This window comes from Rhodococcus sp. ARC_M6 (genome assembly GCF_022810305.1).
GTDB lineage: Bacteria > Actinomycetota > Actinomycetes > Mycobacteriales > Mycobacteriaceae > Rhodococcus_F.
The window spans coordinates 1-18,609 of sequence record NZ_JALGQH010000029.1; the positions used below are offsets into that span (position 1 = coordinate 1).

At 60.4% G+C, this 18,609-nt stretch carries 24 protein-coding genes; 15 read left to right on the top strand and 9 right to left on the bottom strand.

Annotated features, from left to right (window positions below; genetic code table 11):
* Positions 1-83: 83 nt before the first annotated feature.
* Both MTX36_RS23320 and MTX36_RS23325 read left to right on the top strand, forming a co-directional pair.
* Positions 84-287: a cold-shock protein gene (locus MTX36_RS23320; protein ID WP_243621409.1), complete on the top strand. Its 204-nt coding sequence runs from the start codon at positions 84-86 to the stop codon at positions 285-287.
* Between the two features lie 319 nt (positions 288-606).
* On the top strand, positions 607-1,017 hold the full coding sequence (locus MTX36_RS23325) for a hypothetical protein (protein WP_243622021.1): 411 nt from the start codon (positions 607-609) through the stop codon (positions 1,015-1,017).
* Here the strand turns inward: MTX36_RS23325 and MTX36_RS23330 are convergent.
* Positions 1,008-1,316: a MerR family transcriptional regulator gene (locus MTX36_RS23330; RefSeq protein WP_243622022.1), complete on the bottom strand. Its 309-nt coding sequence runs from the start codon at positions 1,314-1,316 to the stop codon at positions 1,008-1,010. The two genes, MTX36_RS23325 and MTX36_RS23330, sit on opposite strands and share 10 nt — an antisense overlap.
* Positions 1,317-1,608: 292 nt before the next feature.
* Between MTX36_RS23330 and MTX36_RS23335 the strand changes: the two genes are divergently transcribed.
* The 8 genes from MTX36_RS23335 to MTX36_RS23370 all read left to right on the top strand — a co-directional run bounded on the left by MTX36_RS23335 (position 1,609) and on the right by MTX36_RS23370 (position 6,672).
* Positions 1,609-1,755, top strand: coding sequence for a hypothetical protein (locus MTX36_RS23335; RefSeq protein WP_243622023.1), 147 nt, complete (start codon positions 1,609-1,611; stop codon positions 1,753-1,755).
* 88 nt (positions 1,756-1,843) lie between these two features.
* Entirely contained in the window at positions 1,844-2,389 is a 546-nt protein-coding gene (locus MTX36_RS23340; RefSeq protein WP_243622024.1) for a Dps family protein, read from the top strand.
* A gap of 389 nt (positions 2,390-2,778) precedes the next feature.
* Positions 2,779-3,042: a GlsB/YeaQ/YmgE family stress response membrane protein gene (locus MTX36_RS23345; RefSeq protein WP_243622025.1), complete on the top strand. Its 264-nt coding sequence runs from the start codon at positions 2,779-2,781 to the stop codon at positions 3,040-3,042.
* Between the two features lie 119 nt (positions 3,043-3,161).
* On the top strand, positions 3,162-3,359 hold the full coding sequence (locus MTX36_RS23350; RefSeq protein WP_243622026.1) for a CsbD family protein: 198 nt from the start codon (positions 3,162-3,164) through the stop codon (positions 3,357-3,359).
* Positions 3,360-3,533: 174 nt separating this feature from the next.
* Positions 3,534-3,689 carry a DUF6131 family protein gene (locus MTX36_RS23355; protein ID WP_243622027.1) on the top strand — a complete coding sequence of 52 codons (156 nt, stop codon included), beginning with the start codon at positions 3,534-3,536 and terminating at the stop codon, positions 3,687-3,689.
* Positions 3,690-3,938: 249 nt separating this feature from the next.
* Entirely contained in the window at positions 3,939-4,937 is a 999-nt protein-coding gene (locus MTX36_RS23360; RefSeq protein WP_243622028.1) for a DoxX family protein, read from the top strand.
* Between the two features lie 137 nt (positions 4,938-5,074).
* The gene (locus tag MTX36_RS23365) at positions 5,075-6,079 is read left to right on the top strand and encodes a beta-propeller fold lactonase family protein (protein ID WP_243622029.1); all 1,005 of its coding nucleotides are present in this window, start codon (positions 5,075-5,077) and stop codon (positions 6,077-6,079) included.
* Positions 6,080-6,240: 161 nt separating this feature from the next.
* Complete coding sequence (locus tag MTX36_RS23370; RefSeq protein WP_243622030.1) at positions 6,241-6,672, top strand: hypothetical protein; 432 nt, start codon at positions 6,241-6,243, stop codon at positions 6,670-6,672.
* Positions 6,673-6,895: 223 nt separating this feature from the next.
* Here the strand turns inward: MTX36_RS23370 and MTX36_RS23375 are convergent, their stop codons facing one another.
* The 3 genes from MTX36_RS23375 to MTX36_RS23385 all read right to left on the bottom strand — a co-directional run bounded on the left by MTX36_RS23375 (position 6,896) and on the right by MTX36_RS23385 (position 9,214).
* Entirely contained in the window at positions 6,896-7,369 is a 474-nt protein-coding gene (locus MTX36_RS23375; RefSeq protein WP_243622031.1) for a hypothetical protein, read from the bottom strand.
* 249 nt (positions 7,370-7,618) lie between these two features.
* Positions 7,619-8,863, bottom strand: a complete 1,245-nt coding sequence (locus MTX36_RS23380) for an RNA polymerase sigma factor (protein ID WP_243622032.1) — start codon at positions 8,861-8,863, stop codon at positions 7,619-7,621.
* Between the two features lie 6 nt (positions 8,864-8,869).
* Positions 8,870-9,214: a YciI family protein gene (locus MTX36_RS23385; RefSeq protein ID WP_094270263.1), complete on the bottom strand. Its 345-nt coding sequence runs from the start codon at positions 9,212-9,214 to the stop codon at positions 8,870-8,872.
* Positions 9,215-9,340: 126 nt separating this feature from the next.
* Between MTX36_RS23385 and MTX36_RS23390 the strand changes: the two genes are divergently transcribed.
* Together MTX36_RS23390 and MTX36_RS23395 are read left to right on the top strand one after the other, a co-directional pair.
* The gene (locus tag MTX36_RS23390; RefSeq protein WP_243622033.1) at positions 9,341-9,817 is read left to right on the top strand and encodes a DUF309 domain-containing protein; all 477 of its coding nucleotides are present in this window, start codon (positions 9,341-9,343) and stop codon (positions 9,815-9,817) included.
* A complete protein-coding gene (locus tag MTX36_RS23395; RefSeq protein WP_243622034.1) occupies positions 9,817-10,455 on the top strand; it encodes an LON peptidase substrate-binding domain-containing protein in 639 nt (212 codons plus the stop codon). The genes MTX36_RS23390 and MTX36_RS23395 overlap by 1 nt, the downstream gene beginning before the upstream one ends.
* A gap of 3 nt (positions 10,456-10,458) precedes the next feature.
* On the opposite strand, the gene MTX36_RS23400 is transcribed toward MTX36_RS23395, so the two are convergent.
* On the bottom strand, positions 10,459-11,274 hold the full coding sequence (locus MTX36_RS23400; RefSeq protein WP_243622035.1) for a mycofactocin-coupled SDR family oxidoreductase: 816 nt from the start codon (positions 11,272-11,274) through the stop codon (positions 10,459-10,461).
* 59 nt (positions 11,275-11,333) lie between these two features.
* On the bottom strand, positions 11,334-12,857 hold the full coding sequence (locus MTX36_RS23405; protein ID WP_243622036.1) for an FAD-binding protein: 1,524 nt from the start codon (positions 12,855-12,857) through the stop codon (positions 11,334-11,336).
* Positions 12,858-13,257: 400 nt separating this feature from the next.
* Between MTX36_RS23405 and MTX36_RS23410 the strand changes: the two genes are divergently transcribed.
* The 3 genes from MTX36_RS23410 (at position 13,258) to MTX36_RS23420 (ending at position 15,496) form a co-directional block, all read left to right on the top strand.
* Positions 13,258-14,037 carry an IclR family transcriptional regulator gene (locus MTX36_RS23410; RefSeq protein WP_243622037.1) on the top strand — a complete coding sequence of 260 codons (780 nt, stop codon included), beginning with the start codon at positions 13,258-13,260 and terminating at the stop codon, positions 14,035-14,037.
* 86 nt (positions 14,038-14,123) lie between these two features.
* Positions 14,124-15,266 (top strand): Rieske 2Fe-2S domain-containing protein, encoded by a 1,143-nt coding sequence (locus MTX36_RS23415; RefSeq protein ID WP_243622038.1) that lies wholly within the window; start codon positions 14,124-14,126, stop codon positions 15,264-15,266.
* Positions 15,263-15,496 carry a hypothetical protein gene (locus MTX36_RS23420; protein ID WP_243622039.1) on the top strand — a complete coding sequence of 78 codons (234 nt, stop codon included), beginning with the start codon at positions 15,263-15,265 and terminating at the stop codon, positions 15,494-15,496. The genes MTX36_RS23415 and MTX36_RS23420 overlap by 4 nt, the downstream gene beginning before the upstream one ends.
* A 1-nt stretch (position 15,497) precedes the next feature.
* Here the strand turns inward: MTX36_RS23420 and MTX36_RS23425 are convergent, their stop codons facing one another.
* From MTX36_RS23425 to MTX36_RS23435, 3 genes are read right to left on the bottom strand one after another with little or no spacing between them, the layout of a single operon-like run.
* Positions 15,498-16,145, bottom strand: a complete 648-nt coding sequence (locus MTX36_RS23425; protein WP_243622040.1) for an LUD domain-containing protein — start codon at positions 16,143-16,145, stop codon at positions 15,498-15,500.
* Positions 16,142-17,680 (bottom strand): LutB/LldF family L-lactate oxidation iron-sulfur protein, encoded by a 1,539-nt coding sequence (locus MTX36_RS23430; protein WP_243622041.1) that lies wholly within the window; start codon positions 17,678-17,680, stop codon positions 16,142-16,144. Before MTX36_RS23430 ends, MTX36_RS23425 begins: the two co-directional genes overlap by 4 nt.
* Positions 17,677-18,426, bottom strand: coding sequence for a (Fe-S)-binding protein (locus MTX36_RS23435; RefSeq protein WP_169635700.1), 750 nt, complete (start codon positions 18,424-18,426; stop codon positions 17,677-17,679). The genes MTX36_RS23430 and MTX36_RS23435 overlap by 4 nt, the downstream gene beginning before the upstream one ends.
* Positions 18,427-18,609 lie beyond the last annotated feature (183 nt).

Below are 18,609 nucleotides of genomic sequence, written 5' to 3' on the forward strand. Positions count from 1 at the left end.
CCGGCTTGTACCGCGTGGGAGGATAGAGCCATCGAGATCGGGACTTCGATGTGAAACCCGGATCGATTTTGTTGGGAGTTTGTATGGCGCAGGGCATCGTGAAGTGGTTCAACGGCGAAAAGGGCTTTGGTTTCATCGCTCCGGACGACGGAACACCGGATCTGTTCGTTCACTTCTCTGAGATCTCGGGCAGCGGCTACAAGTCGTTGGAGGAGAACCAGCGGGTGGAGTTCGAGGTTGGTCAGGGCCAGAAGGGTCCTCAGGCCACCGATGTGCGCACTGTCTAGTCACAGACCATAAGAAGAGGGTCGCCCCCGCAAGGGTGCGGCCCTTTTCTATCTCAAAGGCTGCCCCTTCGATGTTATCGGGTTGACCGACCGTCTGTGTGAGCCGACAGTTGCTGTTATCGCATTATTCCGGCGAATATGCCCTCATAACAGCAGCCGGTAAAGCCGTGGCTGATCCATGTCCAGAAGGTATCCAAGCCGAGAGGAAAAATCCCCTGGGATAAAATCAATTTCCGTTCTCCGTCGAGCAGCAGCGACGGACCACCTACACCCCAGCCATGCGATGCTGCATCGGCCACGTCGAACAGATAGGTCGGCCATGCCCCTGACAGTGAAGTACTCCGAAAAATACAACGACGCGCTGATCGCGCTGGCAACGGTGACCCACCGCCCGGCCAATATCGTCAACATCGCCGACGACTACGCCATCCGTGTCGACCTCGAATACAACCGCTACGCTATCGCGACCAACACGCTTCGAGGCTTGTCCGACGACCCCGATGCCAACGGCACGTGGTTGGTTCGCTTCTTTCAATCCAGTACCGATGTCGAACAGGATCAACTCCTGGCCGAGGCCACACATCAATGGCTCATCGATGCTTTCGATTGCGCTCTCGAGCGCCTCGAAGCCAAAGGCAACACGATTGTCGCCGACGCTGACTTCGGCGATATCAGCCGCTCGGACACGTCACCCCCAGCTGATGTCAGCGGCCTAGGCAATCAGGGCTGAACGTCGACCGATTCGCTCAACTGAGCAATCCGCGCGGCCAAGGCTCCGTTTTCGGCCTCGAGCGAGAGAATCAACTTGACCCCCACCAAGTTGACCCCGTCGTCGATCAATTCGGTAATACGCCCCAGCGTAACCAGATCCGCTTCGCTGTAGCGGCGCGTTCCACCATCGGTGCGCCTCGGCGTCAACAGTCCTCGTCGCTCGTAAAGCCTCAACGTCTGCGGCCCGACTCCCGAGAGTTCCGACATCACCGAAATCCCGTACACACCGCGCAGTGAGCGCGGTTGAGGTTCCAACATTGCAGTGAACCTCCCAGTCGTAATCGGCGACCACGCAACCTTAGCACCCATCTGCACTAAATCTATTACCTGCGACATAGATTTTTTTCGATCGAGCGGGAAAATCTTCCTCCAAATTCGAATAAAGCTCAGCATTTATGCTGGTCAAAGCCCGAAATGCGCCGTGTAATCCAAGTTTTCGCACCAGTTTTCACTCGTCCGGTGTTGCCAATTATCTGCATCGTCTGATATAGATTTAAGGCGCTTGAAAATGCACATACGTAAGCCACTACACCCTTTTGAACTCGGGAGCATGATGACGACGATCGACATCCCGCCCGCTCAGAGCGGCGAGATCACCTCCGCCAGTTCCACCTTGAACACTGCTGAACTCAAGCTGAGAATCGCCTTGATGTTCGGGGACCCGGTAACGGACGAGTTGGCCGCAAGCATCGGCTGAATCGACGGAAACGATCTTTGGTGACGATGCCGCAACTATCCGCGCCCACCCGCGCGAACGGTTCGCCATCCCGACGAGAGGAAGACATATGTCCGAATTCACGGTACCTGGACTGAAGACTGACGACGGCGCGAACGTTGCCGCAGTTCTGCAGGAACGTCTGAGCGCGTACAACGATCTTCACCTGACTCTCAAGCACATTCACTGGAATGTCGTGGGCCCGAACTTCATCGGCGTACACGAGATGATCGATCCTCACGTTGATGTGGTCCGCGGATACGCCGACGACGTCGCCGAAAGGATTGCAGCACTGGGCAACTCCCCGAAGGGCACCGTCGGCGCCATCGAATCCGACCGCACCTGGGACGATTATTCCGTCGGCCGCGATGACGCACGGGCGCATCTGGCCGCATTGGATCTCGTCTACACCGGTCTCATCACCGATACCCGTGCAGCGATAGATTCCGTCGGGAAAATCGATCCGATCACCGAAGACATGCTGATCAGCCAAAGCGCTCAACTGGAAAAGTTTCAGTGGTTCATCCGAGCCCATCTGGAGAATTCCGTTGGAAGCCTTGTGCACGAAGGCAGTTCGACGGAACTCGGCGCAGCCGACAAAGCCCGCCAAAACTGACTCCGTCGTTGTGCCGGTGCGGCCGGATACCGCCGCCCACACCCCATCGTCGATATGTGAGGAAACTTCAGGAATCATGACGCGCCGCGAATATCGAATCTTCCAACTGCAGCAAGGGTTGCTGGCTGGTTCGATCATCATGGGAACATTGCTCGGCGCCGCGACTCTCGCGTCCATCTAATAGTCGATGTGCAACCGTTTAGCGCAGCAGTGACTCGACGGGCACAGTTTCCTGTATCGCAACACGCCTCCGAGATCCTCCGAGGTGCTGCTATCGATAGCGATCCGCAACCTGACGAAGTCGACGATCGACTCGACTTGCATCCCAGAATGACTCGCGCCCAAGGGGTTCGGGCTCATGCACTATTTACATCTAAGGAGACACACTCGTGCTCGGACTAGGCATCATCGGATGGATCATCATCGGCGGACTCGCCGGCTGGATCGGCAGCAAGATCATGAAAACCGATGCCTCCATGGGCATCGTGCTGAACATCGTCGTCGGCATTATCGGCGGCCTGATCGGCGGATTCCTGCTCAAACTGTTCGGTGTCGACGTCAACGGCGGCGGCCTGATCTTCAGTTTCCTCACCTGCATACTCGGTGCGGTGATCTTGCTCTTCCTCGTCAAAGCCGCCACCGGCCGACGCTGACACGTACCGCTGGAGAAGAGCGCCCACGGCGCATCGATAGCGGAGTGAGCGGTGGATCGATCACCAACCGATCCACGAACAAAATAGATCGACACCCTCCCGAAAGGATCACGATCACCATGGCCGATTTCATCGACAAGGCAAAGCACAAGGGCGAAGAACTTCTCGGCGAAGCAAAAGAGAAGATCGGCCACAAGACCGACAACGACGACCTCGCCGCCGAAGGCGCCAAGGATCAGGTCTCGGGTAAGACCAAGCAGGTCGGCGACGATATCTCCGACGCCGCAAGCGATATCAAGGACAAGTTCACCAACTAGGTAGCGTTCTGCGACGAGAACGAGCAGCAGTACCCACCTGTCCCCGTAGTCAAGAGAATTACGGGGACAGGTGCCTGCGCCGCATACTCGTATCGTGTTCTGCGACGTGAAAATTTCGTATCGGTAGTCACCGGTATGTACATCGGGAAACCGTATGAGAGAAAAGGGTTCACCGTGATCGTTCTGGGCATCATATTGGCGTTGGTCGGCTACTTCACTTCGATCAGCATTCTGACGACGATCGGAATCATCTTGGTTGTTGCAGGTGCAGTCTTGACGCTTCTCGGTACTACCGGTCGCGCAGTGGGTGGCCGCAAAGTCTGGTATTGATCCACCGTATAGACCCTGCATCGCCACATATTTTTCATGGGCAATGCACATGCAATAGCTCCCGCCGCTCTGTTTCGGTCATCGACGCAGATTTTCGGCACATCTGGAAAACTCCGGTGAACCCTGTACGAAAAGAAGTTCGACAGGAACTCGGCACACCCGAGAAGACCCATCAATGCTGAGCACACCGTTTTGCGGGATCGGTCGGCTACCGACGAATGACAGATCAACATCGGAAGGATTGAAAATATGCTGGTACGTCGAATTGCTCGTCCTTTGCTCTCCACGATCTTCATCGCCGGGGGAATCGATGCCCTGCGCAATCCTGCTCAGCGAGCAGCCAATGCAGCGCCACTCATCGACAAATCCGTCGACATGCTGCCCGGAGCAGTCACACAGAAGGTGCCTGCGGATCCGGAAACTCTCGTCAAGATCAACGCGGTCGTCCAGATAGGTGGCGGCGCGCTGCTGGCCAGCGGTAAGGCGCCGCGACTCGCCTCGTTGGTACTCGCCGGCAGCCTGGTGCCGACCACGCTCGCCAACCATGACTTCTGGAACGAGACGGATCTTTCGTTGCGTGCGACGCAGCGCAGCAACTTCATCAAGAATGTCAGCTTGCTGGGCGGATTGATGATCGCTTCCGTCGACACGGAGGGAAAACCGTCGCTCGGCTGGCGTGGGCGTCGCGCTGCCAAGAAGGCGCAAGCTTCGATCTCGGCCGCACTTCCGTTGGTCGCCGCGCATACCGATCACACGGGCGATCGCGTCGAACATGCCTTAGCGGTGGTGTCGGGGCGGGGGTCCGACCTCGCCGAAACAGCGAAAGCACACGGCACGGATTTGCTGGAACTAGCCAAAGAACGTGGTTCCGGGTTCGCGGAGATCGCGAGCACACGTGCTGCCGAACTCGGCGACGTTGTCAAAGAGCGTGGCCCGGACATCCTCGAGGTCGCGCAGAAGCGTGGTTCCGAACTGGCCGAGACTGCACGTGAGCGGAGCGCCGAACTGGCCCAGCTGGCGAGTAAGCGCGGCACTGAATTCGCCGAACTGGCAAGTAAGCGCGGCACTGAATTCGCCGAACTGGCGAGTAAGCGCGGCACTGAATTCGCCGAACTAGCGCTAGAGAAGAAGAACGAGTGGGCCGAGACCGCATCCGAGCAGGCCGAGGTGCTGAGAAAGCGGGCTCGTCAGCGCGCCGAAGCAGCCCTTGAAGATGCTGGCGACAAGAGGGACGACTTGACGCGCTGATTAGTCGAAAGGCTAGGCCACTGCAGCAGATGGTATGGGCTTGATGGTTGATCAGCCCGTAGCTCTCGGCATTACCCGGTTGCTCGTCCGTTCCTTGTGTCGGCTACTTTTTGTGGCCAAGCGCACCTGCCTGGGGTGTGGACTGCACCTCCGAAGGGAGCACCATCAGCGCCGTCGAACGACCTAACCCGCGCACGCAACGCTCCCGGGCCGCCGCCGACACGATCATCAACACGATCGTAGTCGGCGCGTCTCCATACGGGGTGGCGATCACCCCCGACGGCACCGGTGTCTACGTCACCAACTACTACGGCAATTCGGTGTCGGTGATCGAGACCCCAACGGGCACCGTCACCACCACCATCGGAGTCGGCGCGAATCCTGTCGGGGCTGCCATCGCCCCCGACGGCACCCGCGCCTACGTCACCAACCAGTACGGAAACTCGGTGTCGGTGATCGAGACCGCCACGGGCACCGTCACCACCACCATCGCGGTCGGAGCGCAACCGTGGGGGGTGGCGATCACCCCCGACGGCACCCACGCCTACGTCACCAACGAGTTCAGCAATTCGGTGTCGGTGATCGAGACCGCCACGGGCACCGTCACCACCACCATCGCGGTCGGAGCGCAACCGTGGGGGGTGGCGATCACCCCCGACGGCACCCACGCCTACATCACCAACAAGGGCAGCAATTCGGTGTCGGCGATCGACACGACCACCCATGACGTCACCGCCATTGTGGTCGGAGCGCAACCATGGGGTGTGGCGATCACCCCCGACGGCACCCACGCCTACATCACCAACAAGGGCGGCATCTCGGTGATCGACACCGCCACTATCACCCTCACCACCACGCCCCTCGGAGTAGGCGCATCTCCGGTCGGGGTAGCGATCACCCCCGACGGCACCCGCGCCTACGTCACCAACTACTACGGCAACTCGGTGACGGTGATCGACACCGCCACTGGCACCGTCTCCACCACACCCATCGCCGGCGGAAGTTTTCCGGTCGGGGTGGCAATCACCCCGGACGGCACCCGCGCCTACGTCGCCAACTGGGGAAGTAATTCGGTGTCGGTGATCGCGATCGACCAGAGCGCCACTCTCACCGGACACGGGAGCACAACAGCTGCGCCGTGATGCTCGCCCGTCAACGCGAACACCATGGCCGACAGCGCAATCGGGGAATCGAACACCGAACCTGCGCACACGAAACCAGAATCAATACGGCCCGGCCGGCACTACCAGATCGGCCGAATCCCGGACCCAGCTAGTAAATTCGTGGATGGTTCACCGGGCATGTGACGAGAGCGTTGCTGTCGAGAATCGACGCGGAACCAGCTCAGCCTGTCACGGTAAACGCGACAGATTTGGCAAACGCGATCAAGGCCAAAGTTCCTGAAGTCGTAACTGTCATTACCTGCACCGAGTCGAACGACCCTGACAATCTGATCGGCCGACCCAACGGGTACACGAGCGCGGCGCTACTGCAAGATGCCCGGGCGCAGTCAACCGACCTGAGTAACGACTCTGGTGTGGTCATTGAGGTCTTCGCGACGCCGGAAGCGGCGCAGAAACGGTCCGACTACATTCTGTCGATCCTGACTGCATCGCCAATATTGGGCAGTGAGTGGAATCACGTCAGCGAAGCCTCGCTGATGCGGGTGAGCGGAAAGCTGCCGCCGAGCGCGAACGACGAGTTCGCGGTGGCTTGGAACAACGGCCGACCCTGAACGACGAAAGCACGCCGCTCGATCAGCGACGATCCGAATAGTCAATCGAAACCCTCAACCTGGCTGGTTGGGGGCTTCGTCACATCCGCTGCGTCTGTGGCATCGCGCCAAACACACTGCGGTGTCAGCCATCCGACGAACGGTATCGGTTGGATTCGCGAGAGACGAGTGAATTTCCCAGGTACAGCTGATGCGTCTGCCCTTCAACCGTCAGGGAATTCGGTCAGTTCCAGAAGTTGTCTTCGCCGCGGCCCGCGAGATCACCATGCACGATCGGATATTGGGGGTTCTCGCGAACAGCGAGGTCGAAGGCATCGGTCGCGGTCATGTCGTCGAGGGCCATGTGTATGAGTCGCCATGCCAGAGCATTTGCTGCGGGGTGGTCTGAGTCGTCGAGCCAGCCGAGTTGCAGGGACTCTTTGTCGTCGGTCCATAGGACACCCAAATTCGGGATGCGCTGCCAACGACCGGAGCCTTCAGGTCTGCCACCGAAACGCCGGCCGACTGTCACATCCTTCAGGGGGTAGTCGGTCAAGAACTTGTTGCTCCCCGGCCGCCGCTTCGCCGAGGTTTCGGGCGCGGCCGCAGCTCTGGCTGAACGCTCTACGCCCTGGCGTCCGATCACTTCATGTTCGGTCCGGGCCTCGATGCCCAGCTCCGACGTCAGCAGGTCGCGCAAGATCGTCGCACTAGCCATGAGCAGCTCAACGCCTTCCGTCGGGCAGTCCTTCCAGTAGAGGTCAATGGCGACGGAATATCCGTCGCACTCGGATGCGTGGCGGTCGATGGTGTAACAATCGGGGTGTCGTCAGCCATCCGATTGACGACGGACTGCACTGCACCAGGTCGATCCCGTCGGGAAGGTAGACGCGGGTATCAGTCATGTCGTGGAATCCCGTCGAGTGCTTCGCCGTACCCGCGACGCTTCAAGCTTTTGACCAGTCCATCAGTCCGCTACTGTCTCGGCGAGTCGTCGCTCCAAGAACGCCCGTTCCGGTTCACTGCCAACCACATTCAGCGCCCGCTGATAGGCCGATACTGCTGCGTCAGTTCGACCCAACCGGGCCAACAGTTCGCCGCGCGCGAGATGATAGGGGTGATAGTCGGCAAGTTTCGGCTCCTCGGACAACTCGTCCAAAGCTGCCAGACCCACTGCCGCACCATCGCGCATCGCCACTGCGACAGCGTGATTCACCGCCACCACCGGCGAGGGTGTCAGTGTCAGAAGCACTCCGTACAACGCACAGATCTGAGGCCAATCCGTGCTGTCCACGTCCGCTGCCTCATCGTGCAGTGCTGCGATCGCGGCTTGCACGCCGTACGGCCCCGGCGCTCCCCCCGTCAGTGCAACAACAACCAGATCGCTGCCTTCTTCGATCATCGACCGATCCCAACACTCACGGTCCTGATCTTCGAGCAACACGATGCCGCCACTCGAATCCGTTCGCGTATCCCGTCTCGCGTGTACCAAAAGCATCAGCGCAAGTAGCCCGGCAATCTCGCGCTGGTCGGGAAGCAACCCGCGCAAGATTCGCGCCAACCGGATGGCCTCCACGGCCAAGTCGACGCGCTGCAAGTCCGGACCGGAACTGGCGGCGTAGCCCTCGGTGAACACCGAATAAATCACCTGAAGAACACCCGGCAGACGCTCGGGCAGTTCGTCGACGCTTGGAGTTCGGAACGGAATCCTGGCCTCGCGGATCTTCTTCTTCGCTCGAACAATCCGCTGCGCCATCGTCGCCGACGGCACCAGAAACGCCCGGGCCACTTCGGGCGTCGTCAACCCGCCGAGGCAGCGCAAGGTGAGTGCGATCCGGTCATCTTCGGCGAGAGCCGGGTGCGAGCAGGTGAAGAACAGTTGCAATCGTTCGTCCGGCAGCTCACCGTCGGTATGAGGTGGTGCTGGATCGGCTCGATCAGCATCCAGCTGCAATACCGCCAAACGTGCCGCATACGCCTGGTCACGCCGAAGTCGATCAACAGCCTTGCGACGCGCCGTCGTCAACAGCCACGCACCCGGTTTGGCGGGCACTCCGTCCACCGGCCAGTGAACCAGGGCAGCTTCGATAGCGTCCGAGGTGACTTCCTCGGCCAGATCAAGATCACCGAAACGGCGGACGAGCGAGGCCAGCAGCCGTCCGCGTTCCTCCCGGAACACGGACTCGACCGAGGTCCCGGCCTGCTCGTCCACGTCGAATCAGTCCCCAAATCCGGCCAACGGACGAACTTCGACGCTTCCGCCGTCGCGGGCCCCGGGGCAACGCGCAGCCCAGGCCAGCGCCGCGTCCAGATCAGGTACATCGATGACGTCGTAGCCACCGAGGATTTCGCGGGTTTCGGCAAATGGCCCGTCGGTGACGGTCTTTTCCCCGGACTGCGAGACCCGAACCGTCGTCGTGGTGCTCAGATCAGCAAGGGCGTCACCGGACACCCACACGCCGGCGTCCTTCATCTCCTTGTCGTAGAGCTGCCAGTCCTCGAACGTGCACTGTGGTTCGGTGTCGCCACCGGGCGCGGTGTAGATCAACAACATGTACTTCATGGCTGGCTCCTTGGTCTGTTGGTTTTCTTGCTTACAACATGACGACGAACGGATGTGCCCCGAATCGACAGCCGACCCGAAAACTTTTGGGGCGTCTGTACGTCTGCTAACGCTAGGGTGAAGTTTATGTCCGAACGGGACCGGGACGACACCGGAAAACCTCTCAACGCGCGGCCGCGCGACGGTCTGGGCCGCCCATTGCCGCGCGACTCGGCGGATGGTGTTCCGCGGATTCCCGACGACCTGAGGTTGCCACCCGACGAGGCGATCACCGAAGCACAGCGACTCCTCGACCACGGTATGCCGTTTCACGCACATGAGATCCTCGAAGGCGCGTGGAAGAACGCACCCGACGAGGAGCGCAACCTGTGGCAGGGATTGGCCCAATTGGCCGTCGGCCTGACACACCTGCTGCGCGGGAACTCCAAAGGCGCGGCTTCCCTCTTAGCCCAAGGACACAATCGCATCAGGCTCTACGAGGTAGAAAGCCCACACGGTCTGGACATCCCCGGCCTCTTGGTCTGGTCCGAGCATTTGCTCGCAGAAATCGATCGCCCCGGCGATTTTCCCGCCCCTCCGATCCCGAGGTTGAGAATCCCCTGATGCCCATATTCCCCATGTTTCCGCTCGGAACCGCAATGCTGCCGGGAGAGGTGTTGCCCCTCAACATCTTCGAACCGCGCTACCGAGCGCTGGTAGAAAACGTACTCGAGGCTGCCGACGGCCCATTGTTCGGAGTTGTGCTCATCGCCCGCGGGCACGAGGTGGGCGGCGGCGAATCACGCCACGACGTCGGCACTCTCGCGCGTATCGAATCCCACGTCGCGATGGGCGCGGGACGGTACCAGTTGTTCTGCCGCACCGAGGACCGCATTCGGGTCAATCGCTGGCTGCCGGACGATCCGTATCCGCTGGCCGAGATAGAGCTGTGGCCGGACGAGAACAACGGAACCCCGGTTACCGCCTACGAATACGACTCTCTACTCGAGCGTATCGACTTCATGTACGGGATGCTGGGCAAGGTCGCATTGCGGGCCGGAGAACCATCTCCCCGAATGCCTGTCCCACCTTCACCTTTGGATCCACTGGGATCTCGGCTCTACGCCCTGGCTCGCAGCCTCCCGATGGGCGACGCCGATCGCCTGGCGATGTTGACCTCGCCAGGCGCCGACGAACGCATCCGCGCATTGTCCGAAGCAGTGGAAAACGCCATCGAGGTGGCGCAGTTCAACTTGCTCTAAATCTCAAGCCATCGTCTGGCCCATATCGATGACGATCTTCGTTCCGGTGACGGCGCGCGAGAGATCCGTCGCGAGGTACATCACGGCGTTCGAGATGTCTTCGACGTTGGTGCGCCTCACGGAGGTGAGCGGCCAGGAGTAGGTGCTCATGTACTCGGGGTGCTCGGTGAGAATTTTTCCGACGTTGGGGTCGTTACCCATCTCGGTTTCCACAGCTCCGGGGTGGATGCTGTTGACACGAATGTCGTAGGCGCCCAACTCGGTTGCTGCAGTACGTGCCAGTCCGACCAGACCGTGCTTGGCAGCGGAGTAATGCGCGCAACCCGGTGCTGCCGCGACGCCCGCAGCGCTGCTGACGATCACGATGGACCCGCCGTTCCCGGCCTCGATCATTGCGGGAACCGCGGCCGTCATGGTGCGCCAGACGCCATTGAGGTTGATATCGACCAGCGTCGACCACTGCTCTTCCGGCATCTCCCAGAAGCGGCCCCACGTCGCGATACCCGCATTCGCGATCACGACGTCGAGGCGACCGAACTTTTCGACGCCGGCTGCCACGGCGACGCGCAGCGCCTCGAGGTCACGCACATCCGCAACGGCGGTGAAGATCTCGCGTCCTTCTGCTCGTACGAGTCGGGCGGTTTCTTCGAGATCCGCTTCCGTCGACGCCGCGTATCCAACGTCCGCGGACACAGGTGCGCACACGTCGACGGCGATGACGTTCGCGCCCTCACGTGCCACCCGCACTGCGTGGTGGCGGCCCTGACCCCGCGCCGCACCGGTGATGAAAACGACCTTGCCTGCCAAAAGTTGTGTCATGACCAGCACGCTAGCGGCGCGTCGTGAACGCCGGTGATCTGTTCCCGCCCAACGGAAGGTCAGCGCGAAGCCGCGTCCTTGGCCGCAAGAAATCCGAAGACCATGCTGGCCCCGATCGGATTTCCGCCACCGGGATAGACGGTGCCACTGACCGCTGCCATCGAATTGCCGGCGGCATACAGTCCGGGAATCACCCGAGAATCGGAGTCGAGGACACGGGCATTCGAGTCCGTTCGAAGCCCACCTTTGGTCCCGAGGTCGGACAAGCCGAATGCCGCAGCATGGAACGGGCCTTTGGTGATCGAAGCCATCGGCGACTTACCTCCGGTGAATGCACGATCGTAAGGTTCGTTTCCACGATCGAAATCTTCATCGTTTCCGGACTCCGCAAACATGTTGAAACGTGCGATGGTCCCCGGGAGTACCTTCTCGTCGACGCCGATCTTCTGCGCAAGTTCCTCCAACGTGTCTGCGGTTTGCCATAACCCAGCGTCAACGTAGGCAGCAGAATCGACCATTGGCTGAGTGGATGCCTTCACCGGAGGAACCAGTCCCTCACGATCGTCGTAGATCATCCAGAACGGCAGATCCACTGTCCCGTGGCCCATTGCCGCAATGACTTCGCGGCCGAGTCTGTCGTAGGGCGCCGACTCGTTGACGAATCGGTGTCCGTTCGCATCGACGAAAATACCGCCGGTGAAACACAGTGAGAATGCCGATCTACCGTCAGGATGCGTCAGTCCCGGTGACCACCAGGCCTCGCCCATCAGATCGACGTCGGCACCGATGTCGATGCCCGCACGGATCGGTATTCCGGTGTTGGCAGGAGCGCCCATCGAGCCTTCGACGGCTCCGGGAACACCGAATCGAGTGCGCATCTCGGCGCTCTGCTCAAAACCACCGGCAGCGATAATCACTCCGCGCTCGGCGCGAATAGTTCGCCGCTCCCCCTCCACCGACACCACGACGCCCACCACCGCGCCGTCTTCGACGAGATAGTCCTGAAACTCGGCATTGGCGCGCAACTCGGCACCAACAGCCTGCGCAGCCAGCAGGAACCGGCCGATCAGTGCTTGGCCGCCGGTTATCGCGGTTGGAAGTGGAAGGCCCAACCGATCGGCGCCCAGAGGTGGTCGCAGACTCTGCCGCAGATCACCCAATACCTCGGCGTCGAGTGGGGCCGGAATGATGTGGCGCCCACCCGCACGCGCTTTCGGCGCATTGCCGAAATAGTCGGGCCACGGGAGCACTTCGAAGGCTAAGGCGTCGTCGAGTTCGAGGTAGTCGACCAAGACCGAACCGGTCCGAAGGTAGCTTTCCTGCAGGTCTTTCGGAGTTCGGTCACCGACTACGGCCTGGAAATAGGTTCGTGCGTCGTCGAGGGTGTCGTCGTCACCGGACCGTCGCAATACTGCGTTGCAGGGGAACCACATGCCGCCGCCCGAGTAGGCGGTCGTTCCACCGAATACGTCCGACGCCTCGATCAGTATGGTACGCAGACCTTCTCGGGCAGCGGTGTACGCGGCACACAATCCGCCGCCGCCCGAACCGACAACCACGACGTCATATTGCTCGTTCTGCATCGACTGTCCACATCCTTCTCCACCCGAGTTGGTCTCGTTCACCACTCATGGTCACCGCAGCACTGCCCAATCCAACATGTTTTCCCGATAGTCGAGATGAGTCGAGATGAACCGTCTCTCGATCCAGACCCTATGGACTACTGGCTCCACTTCCGGCGCATTCGGCCTTCCGCGATTACTCACTGCTGGACTTGGCCGACAACTTCAGCGGCCACCTCATGGTCGATCCCGGACGCACTGTCCCGGAGAACTGAGCATCCGGTGGAGCACACTGCGGCATGGAACCAGCAATAGCGTCCGCCCACCGGGACTGAAAATTGAACGTGTCCCACGTCACTGCCACTGTGGTCAGACAGCGGCAGGTAACTCCTGTCTCCGACGCAGGTGAGGACAATCAGCCGTGAATGCAACCGTCACATCTGCCGAGGTCAAGCGACCGACTCGAGAATCCATGCTTGGTCGAGTGACCTCGATCGTCGACGCATACACCTCACCGAACGAGCGACTCAATCTCGAAAAACTGGCATCTCGAACCGGGTTGCCGCGCTCTACTACTCACCGGATTCTTGTAGAGATGGTGGAACGCGATTGGCTCATGAAACACGACGGCGACTACCGTCTCGGCCCTCGGGCACTGGGCACCGTCGGACCGGAAGTGGCGCAAGCACATGTGCGGATCGCGGCCAACGACATCATTCACGAACTTTATCTTCGAACTGACACGGTGATACATCTCGGAGTTCTACACGGCGGACACGAGTACTTCCTGGACAAGATGGGCGGCCCCCTCGCCCGTGTATTTCGCTCACGCGTCGGTACAAAATTTCCCGCGCACCGAGGAGTCGGTGGACGCTCCATGCTTGCCATGCTCGCGCCGGAAGAAGTCGATCCGATGATCGAGAAGAATCTTGCCTCTACAGATTTCGACGGCCCCAAGAAATTGCAGGCCTTACATGCCGAACTTGCGCGCATCCGCACATCGCACGGCATCGCATATCAAGCGAACCACAAGATCCCCGGGTTCGGTTCCGGAAGAGGTACCAGTTTAGGTTGTGCGATACGGACTCACGACGGCGCAGTGGTATCACTGTGCGTCGCAGGTGAGGCCGGGAAGGTTCATCTCGACCGCGTCGCACCGCTGGTCAGGAAGGCAGCCGACGACCTCGCTGCCGCGATCTGACCGTTCTCCCCTCATTGCGATCCATTCAAATCACTCACTCGCTCACACATTCAATCGAAAACAACTAGACGAAAAGGAACCTCCCTATGACGACGTCAGTACCCGTTTCCGACGATTCGATCCGAGAGATCGTTGCCGAGGACTCGCCCACTCGATTCGCCCGAGGATGGCACTGCTTGGGGCTTTCTCGTGAGTTCAAGGACGGAAAACCTCACTCGATCAACGCTTTCGGCACCAAGCTCGTCGTTTTCGCCGGAGAAAGCGGTGAGCTGAAGATCCTGGACGCGTACTGCCGTCACATGGGTGGCGACTTGTCCCAGGGTGAAATCAAAGGTGATTCGGTTGCATGTCCGTTCCACGACTGGCGCTGGGGCGGCAATGGCAAATGTACGGGCATCCCCTACGCCCGCCGCGTACCTCCACTAGCGAAAACCCGCGCCTGGCCGACGCTCGATCAAGATGGAATGTTGTTCGTCTACAACGATCCGGAGGGCAACCCGCCGCCGCCCGAGGTTGCGCCTCCTCGCATTCTCGGCGCATTGTCCGACGGTTGGACGGACTGGAAGGGCTTCAAGCAGATCGTCGTCAACACCAACTGCCGTGAACTCATCGACAACAACGTCGACATGGCCCACTTTTTCTACATCCACAAGTCATTTCCCACGTTCTTCAAGAATGTTTTCGAAGGCCATGTGGCCGCTCAGTACATGAACGGAGTTGGCCGCGACGATTTCCGTCGGCCCGCCGCGGCCGGTGAACCGAAGCTGTCCGGAAACAGTTCGTCGGCAGCGTATTACGGCCCGTCGTTCATGATCGACGAGTTGACGTACCACTACGAGAACTTCGATATCGAATCGGTTCTGCTCAACTGCCATTACCCGATCGACGCGAACTCGTTTGTGTTGACATACGGAGTCATCGTCAAGAACTCCGAGCATCTCGACGGCGCCGCGGCGACCAATATGGCTGAGAGCATGAGCGGGTTCATCAGCACCGGTTTCGAGCAGGACGTCGAAATCTGGAAGAACAAGGCCCGCATCGACAATCCGCTTCTGTGCGACGAAGACGGACCGGTGTACCAATTGCGTCGGTGGTACGAGCAGTTCTACGTCGACGTCGCCGACATCACCCCGGACATGGTGGACCGCTTCGAATTCGAACTCGACACCACCCGCCCGGTCGAGGCTTGGCGCCAAGAGGTTGCCGATAACATGGCGGCACGAGTGTGAGCAGCGCCGCGCAGATCACGTGCGGGACTTGCTCCGGCAGCGTCACTGTCGAGAAGAACAGTTGGCACCACACGACGGTGCAGTGGGATGCGGATACTCTCGCCCGCTGCACCGAATTGAGCGGTCCCGACACCGCCGTCCACAATATCGCCGGGATGCGGGACTGCCCTCGACTCCGCGAAGCCATCAAACGTGCGGTAGTCGGCGGAGAATTCGGCGACTTGGACTGAGCTAGCTGACGATCACGACGTGCAGATTGCGCGGGCCGTGGACACCTTCGACTCGCTCCAATTCGATGTCGGAGGTGGCCGACGGCCCGCTGATCATGGTGGTGGGCCGCTCCGGTGTCAGCATTGCCATCGCTTCCGGCACACCGACTTCCACGCTCTCGCGAAAGACCACGCAGATGTGTGTGTCCGGCACGAGCGTCAACGCACGACGTCCCTGATCCGGGCCGGCATCAAGAAAGATGGTGCCGGTCTCGGCGCAGGACACCGCCGATCCGGTAATCACCGCATCCAACTTCTCGAGTTCGGGAGCGGGCACGTCCGAACTGTCTACGACCAGCTCGTCGTAGAAATCTGCTACCCACGACCGGTCCAGGCCGGCCGGGATTCCGACGACCTTCAATGAGTTGGCAGCAAGAATGTCAGCAATCGTTTCCGCGATAGCTGTTGCGGCGCACAGGTGGACGGACGCCTTGTAATCCACCAACCGATCGACAAAAAGTTCGATACGTTCGATATCGGGAAGCGTTCTGCCGGTGCGGTAGTTTCGCGGGATTTCCATCTCGACTGTCGCTCCCGGGATTCCGGCTGTCGGTGGAGCCAAGACAATCGCATCCCGAATGCGTCCGAGCACCAGATCACGTGAATTCACTTCTCTGCCTTCCCCTCGCTGTCTGGATGCGCTCCGCGGCGCGCCTGATCCAGTGCCGCGCGGCCTTCGTCGGAGTCCCACCAGGACCGAAATGTTTGTTTGGGCGGTGCCGGAATGTCCCGAGCTGCGGTCCAACCGTTCAATGGCGGCGGGAGCGTCGAGATCTTTCCCTTCTTACCGGCCACGATGCGGCCCAGCCCCGCAGCCTTCTGCGCGGCCGTCCACCGCGTCGACGACGACATCGCGTACGACGCGGCCTTCATCGCCAAAGCCTCTGCGGTAAGACCGGATTGCTCAACCTTCTGATGACGCAGTTCCACCAGCAGCGACGGGATGTCGATCTTGACAGGGCACGCGTCGAAGCAGGCCCCGCACAGCGTCGACGCGAACGGAAGCGTCGAGTTCGGGTCGTCCTTGCCGTGCATGCCCGCCAATTGTGGTGTCAGCACAGCACCGATCGGCCCCGGATAGGTCGATCCGTACGCGTGGCCGCCCGTGCGCTCATAGACCGGGCACACGTTCAGGCATGCCGAGCAGCGGATGCAGTTGAGTGCTTCGCGGCCGATCTTGTCGGCCAGTGCTGCGGTGCGCCCGTTGTCGAGGAGCACAAGGTGGAACTCCTGAGGCCCGTCGCCGGGCGTGACGCCGGTCCACAGCGAGGTGTACGGATTCATTCGCTCACCCGTCGAGGATCGCGGCAGCAGTTGAAGAAAGACTTCGAGATCCTGATACGTCGGCAGGATCTTCTCGATCCCCATCACCGTGATCAGGGTCTTCGGCAGTGTGAGGCACATTCGACCGTTGCCCTCGGATTCGACGACTGTGAGTGTTCCGGTGTCGGCGATCCCGAAGTTGGCACCCGAAATCGCGACCGGTGTAGTCATGAATTTGTGGCGCAAGAACTTTCGGGCAGCGGCAGCAAGTTCCGCCGGGTTGTCGCCGAGTTCCGGATCCACGTCGGGCATTTCGCGGAGGAAGATTTCCCGGATCTCCGAGCGATTGCGGTGGATCGCCGGCACGAGGATGTGCGACGGTTTGTCGTGGCCGAGTTGGACGATCAGTTCGGCGAGGTCTGTTTCGTAGGCCGTGATGCCCTGCGTCTCGAGGTGCTCGTTGAGTCCAATTTCCTGCGTTGCCATCGATTTGACCTTGATGACTTCATCGGAGCCGGTCGCCTTGACCAGTTCGGTCACAATTGCATTGGCCTCGTTGGCATCTGCTGCCCAGTGAACCATGCCGCCGCGTGCGATAACTGCAGCTTCGAATTGTTCGAGCAGTTCCGGCAACCTCGCCATGACATCGGTCTTGATCGCAGACCCCGCGTCGCGCAACTCTTCCCAGTCGGGTAGCTCGCCGGTCACGTGAATCCGCTTGGCCCGGATGGTGTGTGTGGCTTTGCCGATGTTGCGTCGCAATTGAGCATTCGCCAACTCGTGATGCGCAGCGGCGGGAAATTTTTCGGTGCCGCGGAGGAATCCTGCCCCTTCGGGCGAACGCGGCGGGAAGCTGGGCAATCCCAACGTCACGGTACTCATGCGTGCACCCGACTTTCCACCGATGCCAGGATTTCCGCGAGGTGAATGGTCTTGGTACCCATCTGCAACCGCGACAGACCACCGCCGATGTGCATGAGACACGACGAGTCTCCCGCGCTGCAAAACTCTGCTCCGGTATCGGCAACATGGCGAATCTTGTCGGCCAACATGGCCGTCGAGGTTTCGGCATTCTTGATCGCGAAGGTGCCGCCGAATCCGCAGCAGGAATCCGCTTCGGGGAGTTCCACCAGATCGATGTCACGCACGTTACGCAGCAACTGCAACGGCTTGTCTCCCACTCTCAACATGCGTAGCGAGTGACAGGTCGGGTGATAGGTGACGCGATGGGGGAAGTACGCACCGACATCGGTGACGCCGAGGACATCCACCAGAAACTCGGAGAGCTCGTACGTCTTCGCTTTCACCGTCTTCACTTGCCCGCACAGAGATGCAGTTCCGTATCGCTCGGCAACGATCTCGTGCTGATGACGAACCGAGCCCACACACGATCCGGACGGAGCGACGACGGCATCGATCGAGATGTCGCCGAATGTGTCGGCGTAGTTCGCAACCAACGGCAACGCTTCCGGCTGATAGCCGGTGTTGACGTGCATCTGCCCGCAGCATGTCTGCCCGGACGGAAACACGACGTCGTGCCCGAGCCTGGTGAGCAGGAGGGCCGTGGCCTTGGCCGCGTCGGGGAACATCGTGTCCCCGATACAGGTGGCGAACAGTGCGACGCGCATGTGATCTCCGCAATCTGTCGATGTGGTCAGACCACAGTAAAGCACGGTCAGGGGCCTAGGTAACCGGAATACCCCGAAAAATAGAAAAATTCGCACAACACTCGATTGTGAGCCGGGTCATGGTGTACGTTCCTGTGGTCCGACCACACAGACCGTCATTGCAACCGCTGACCTCGGCGGTGC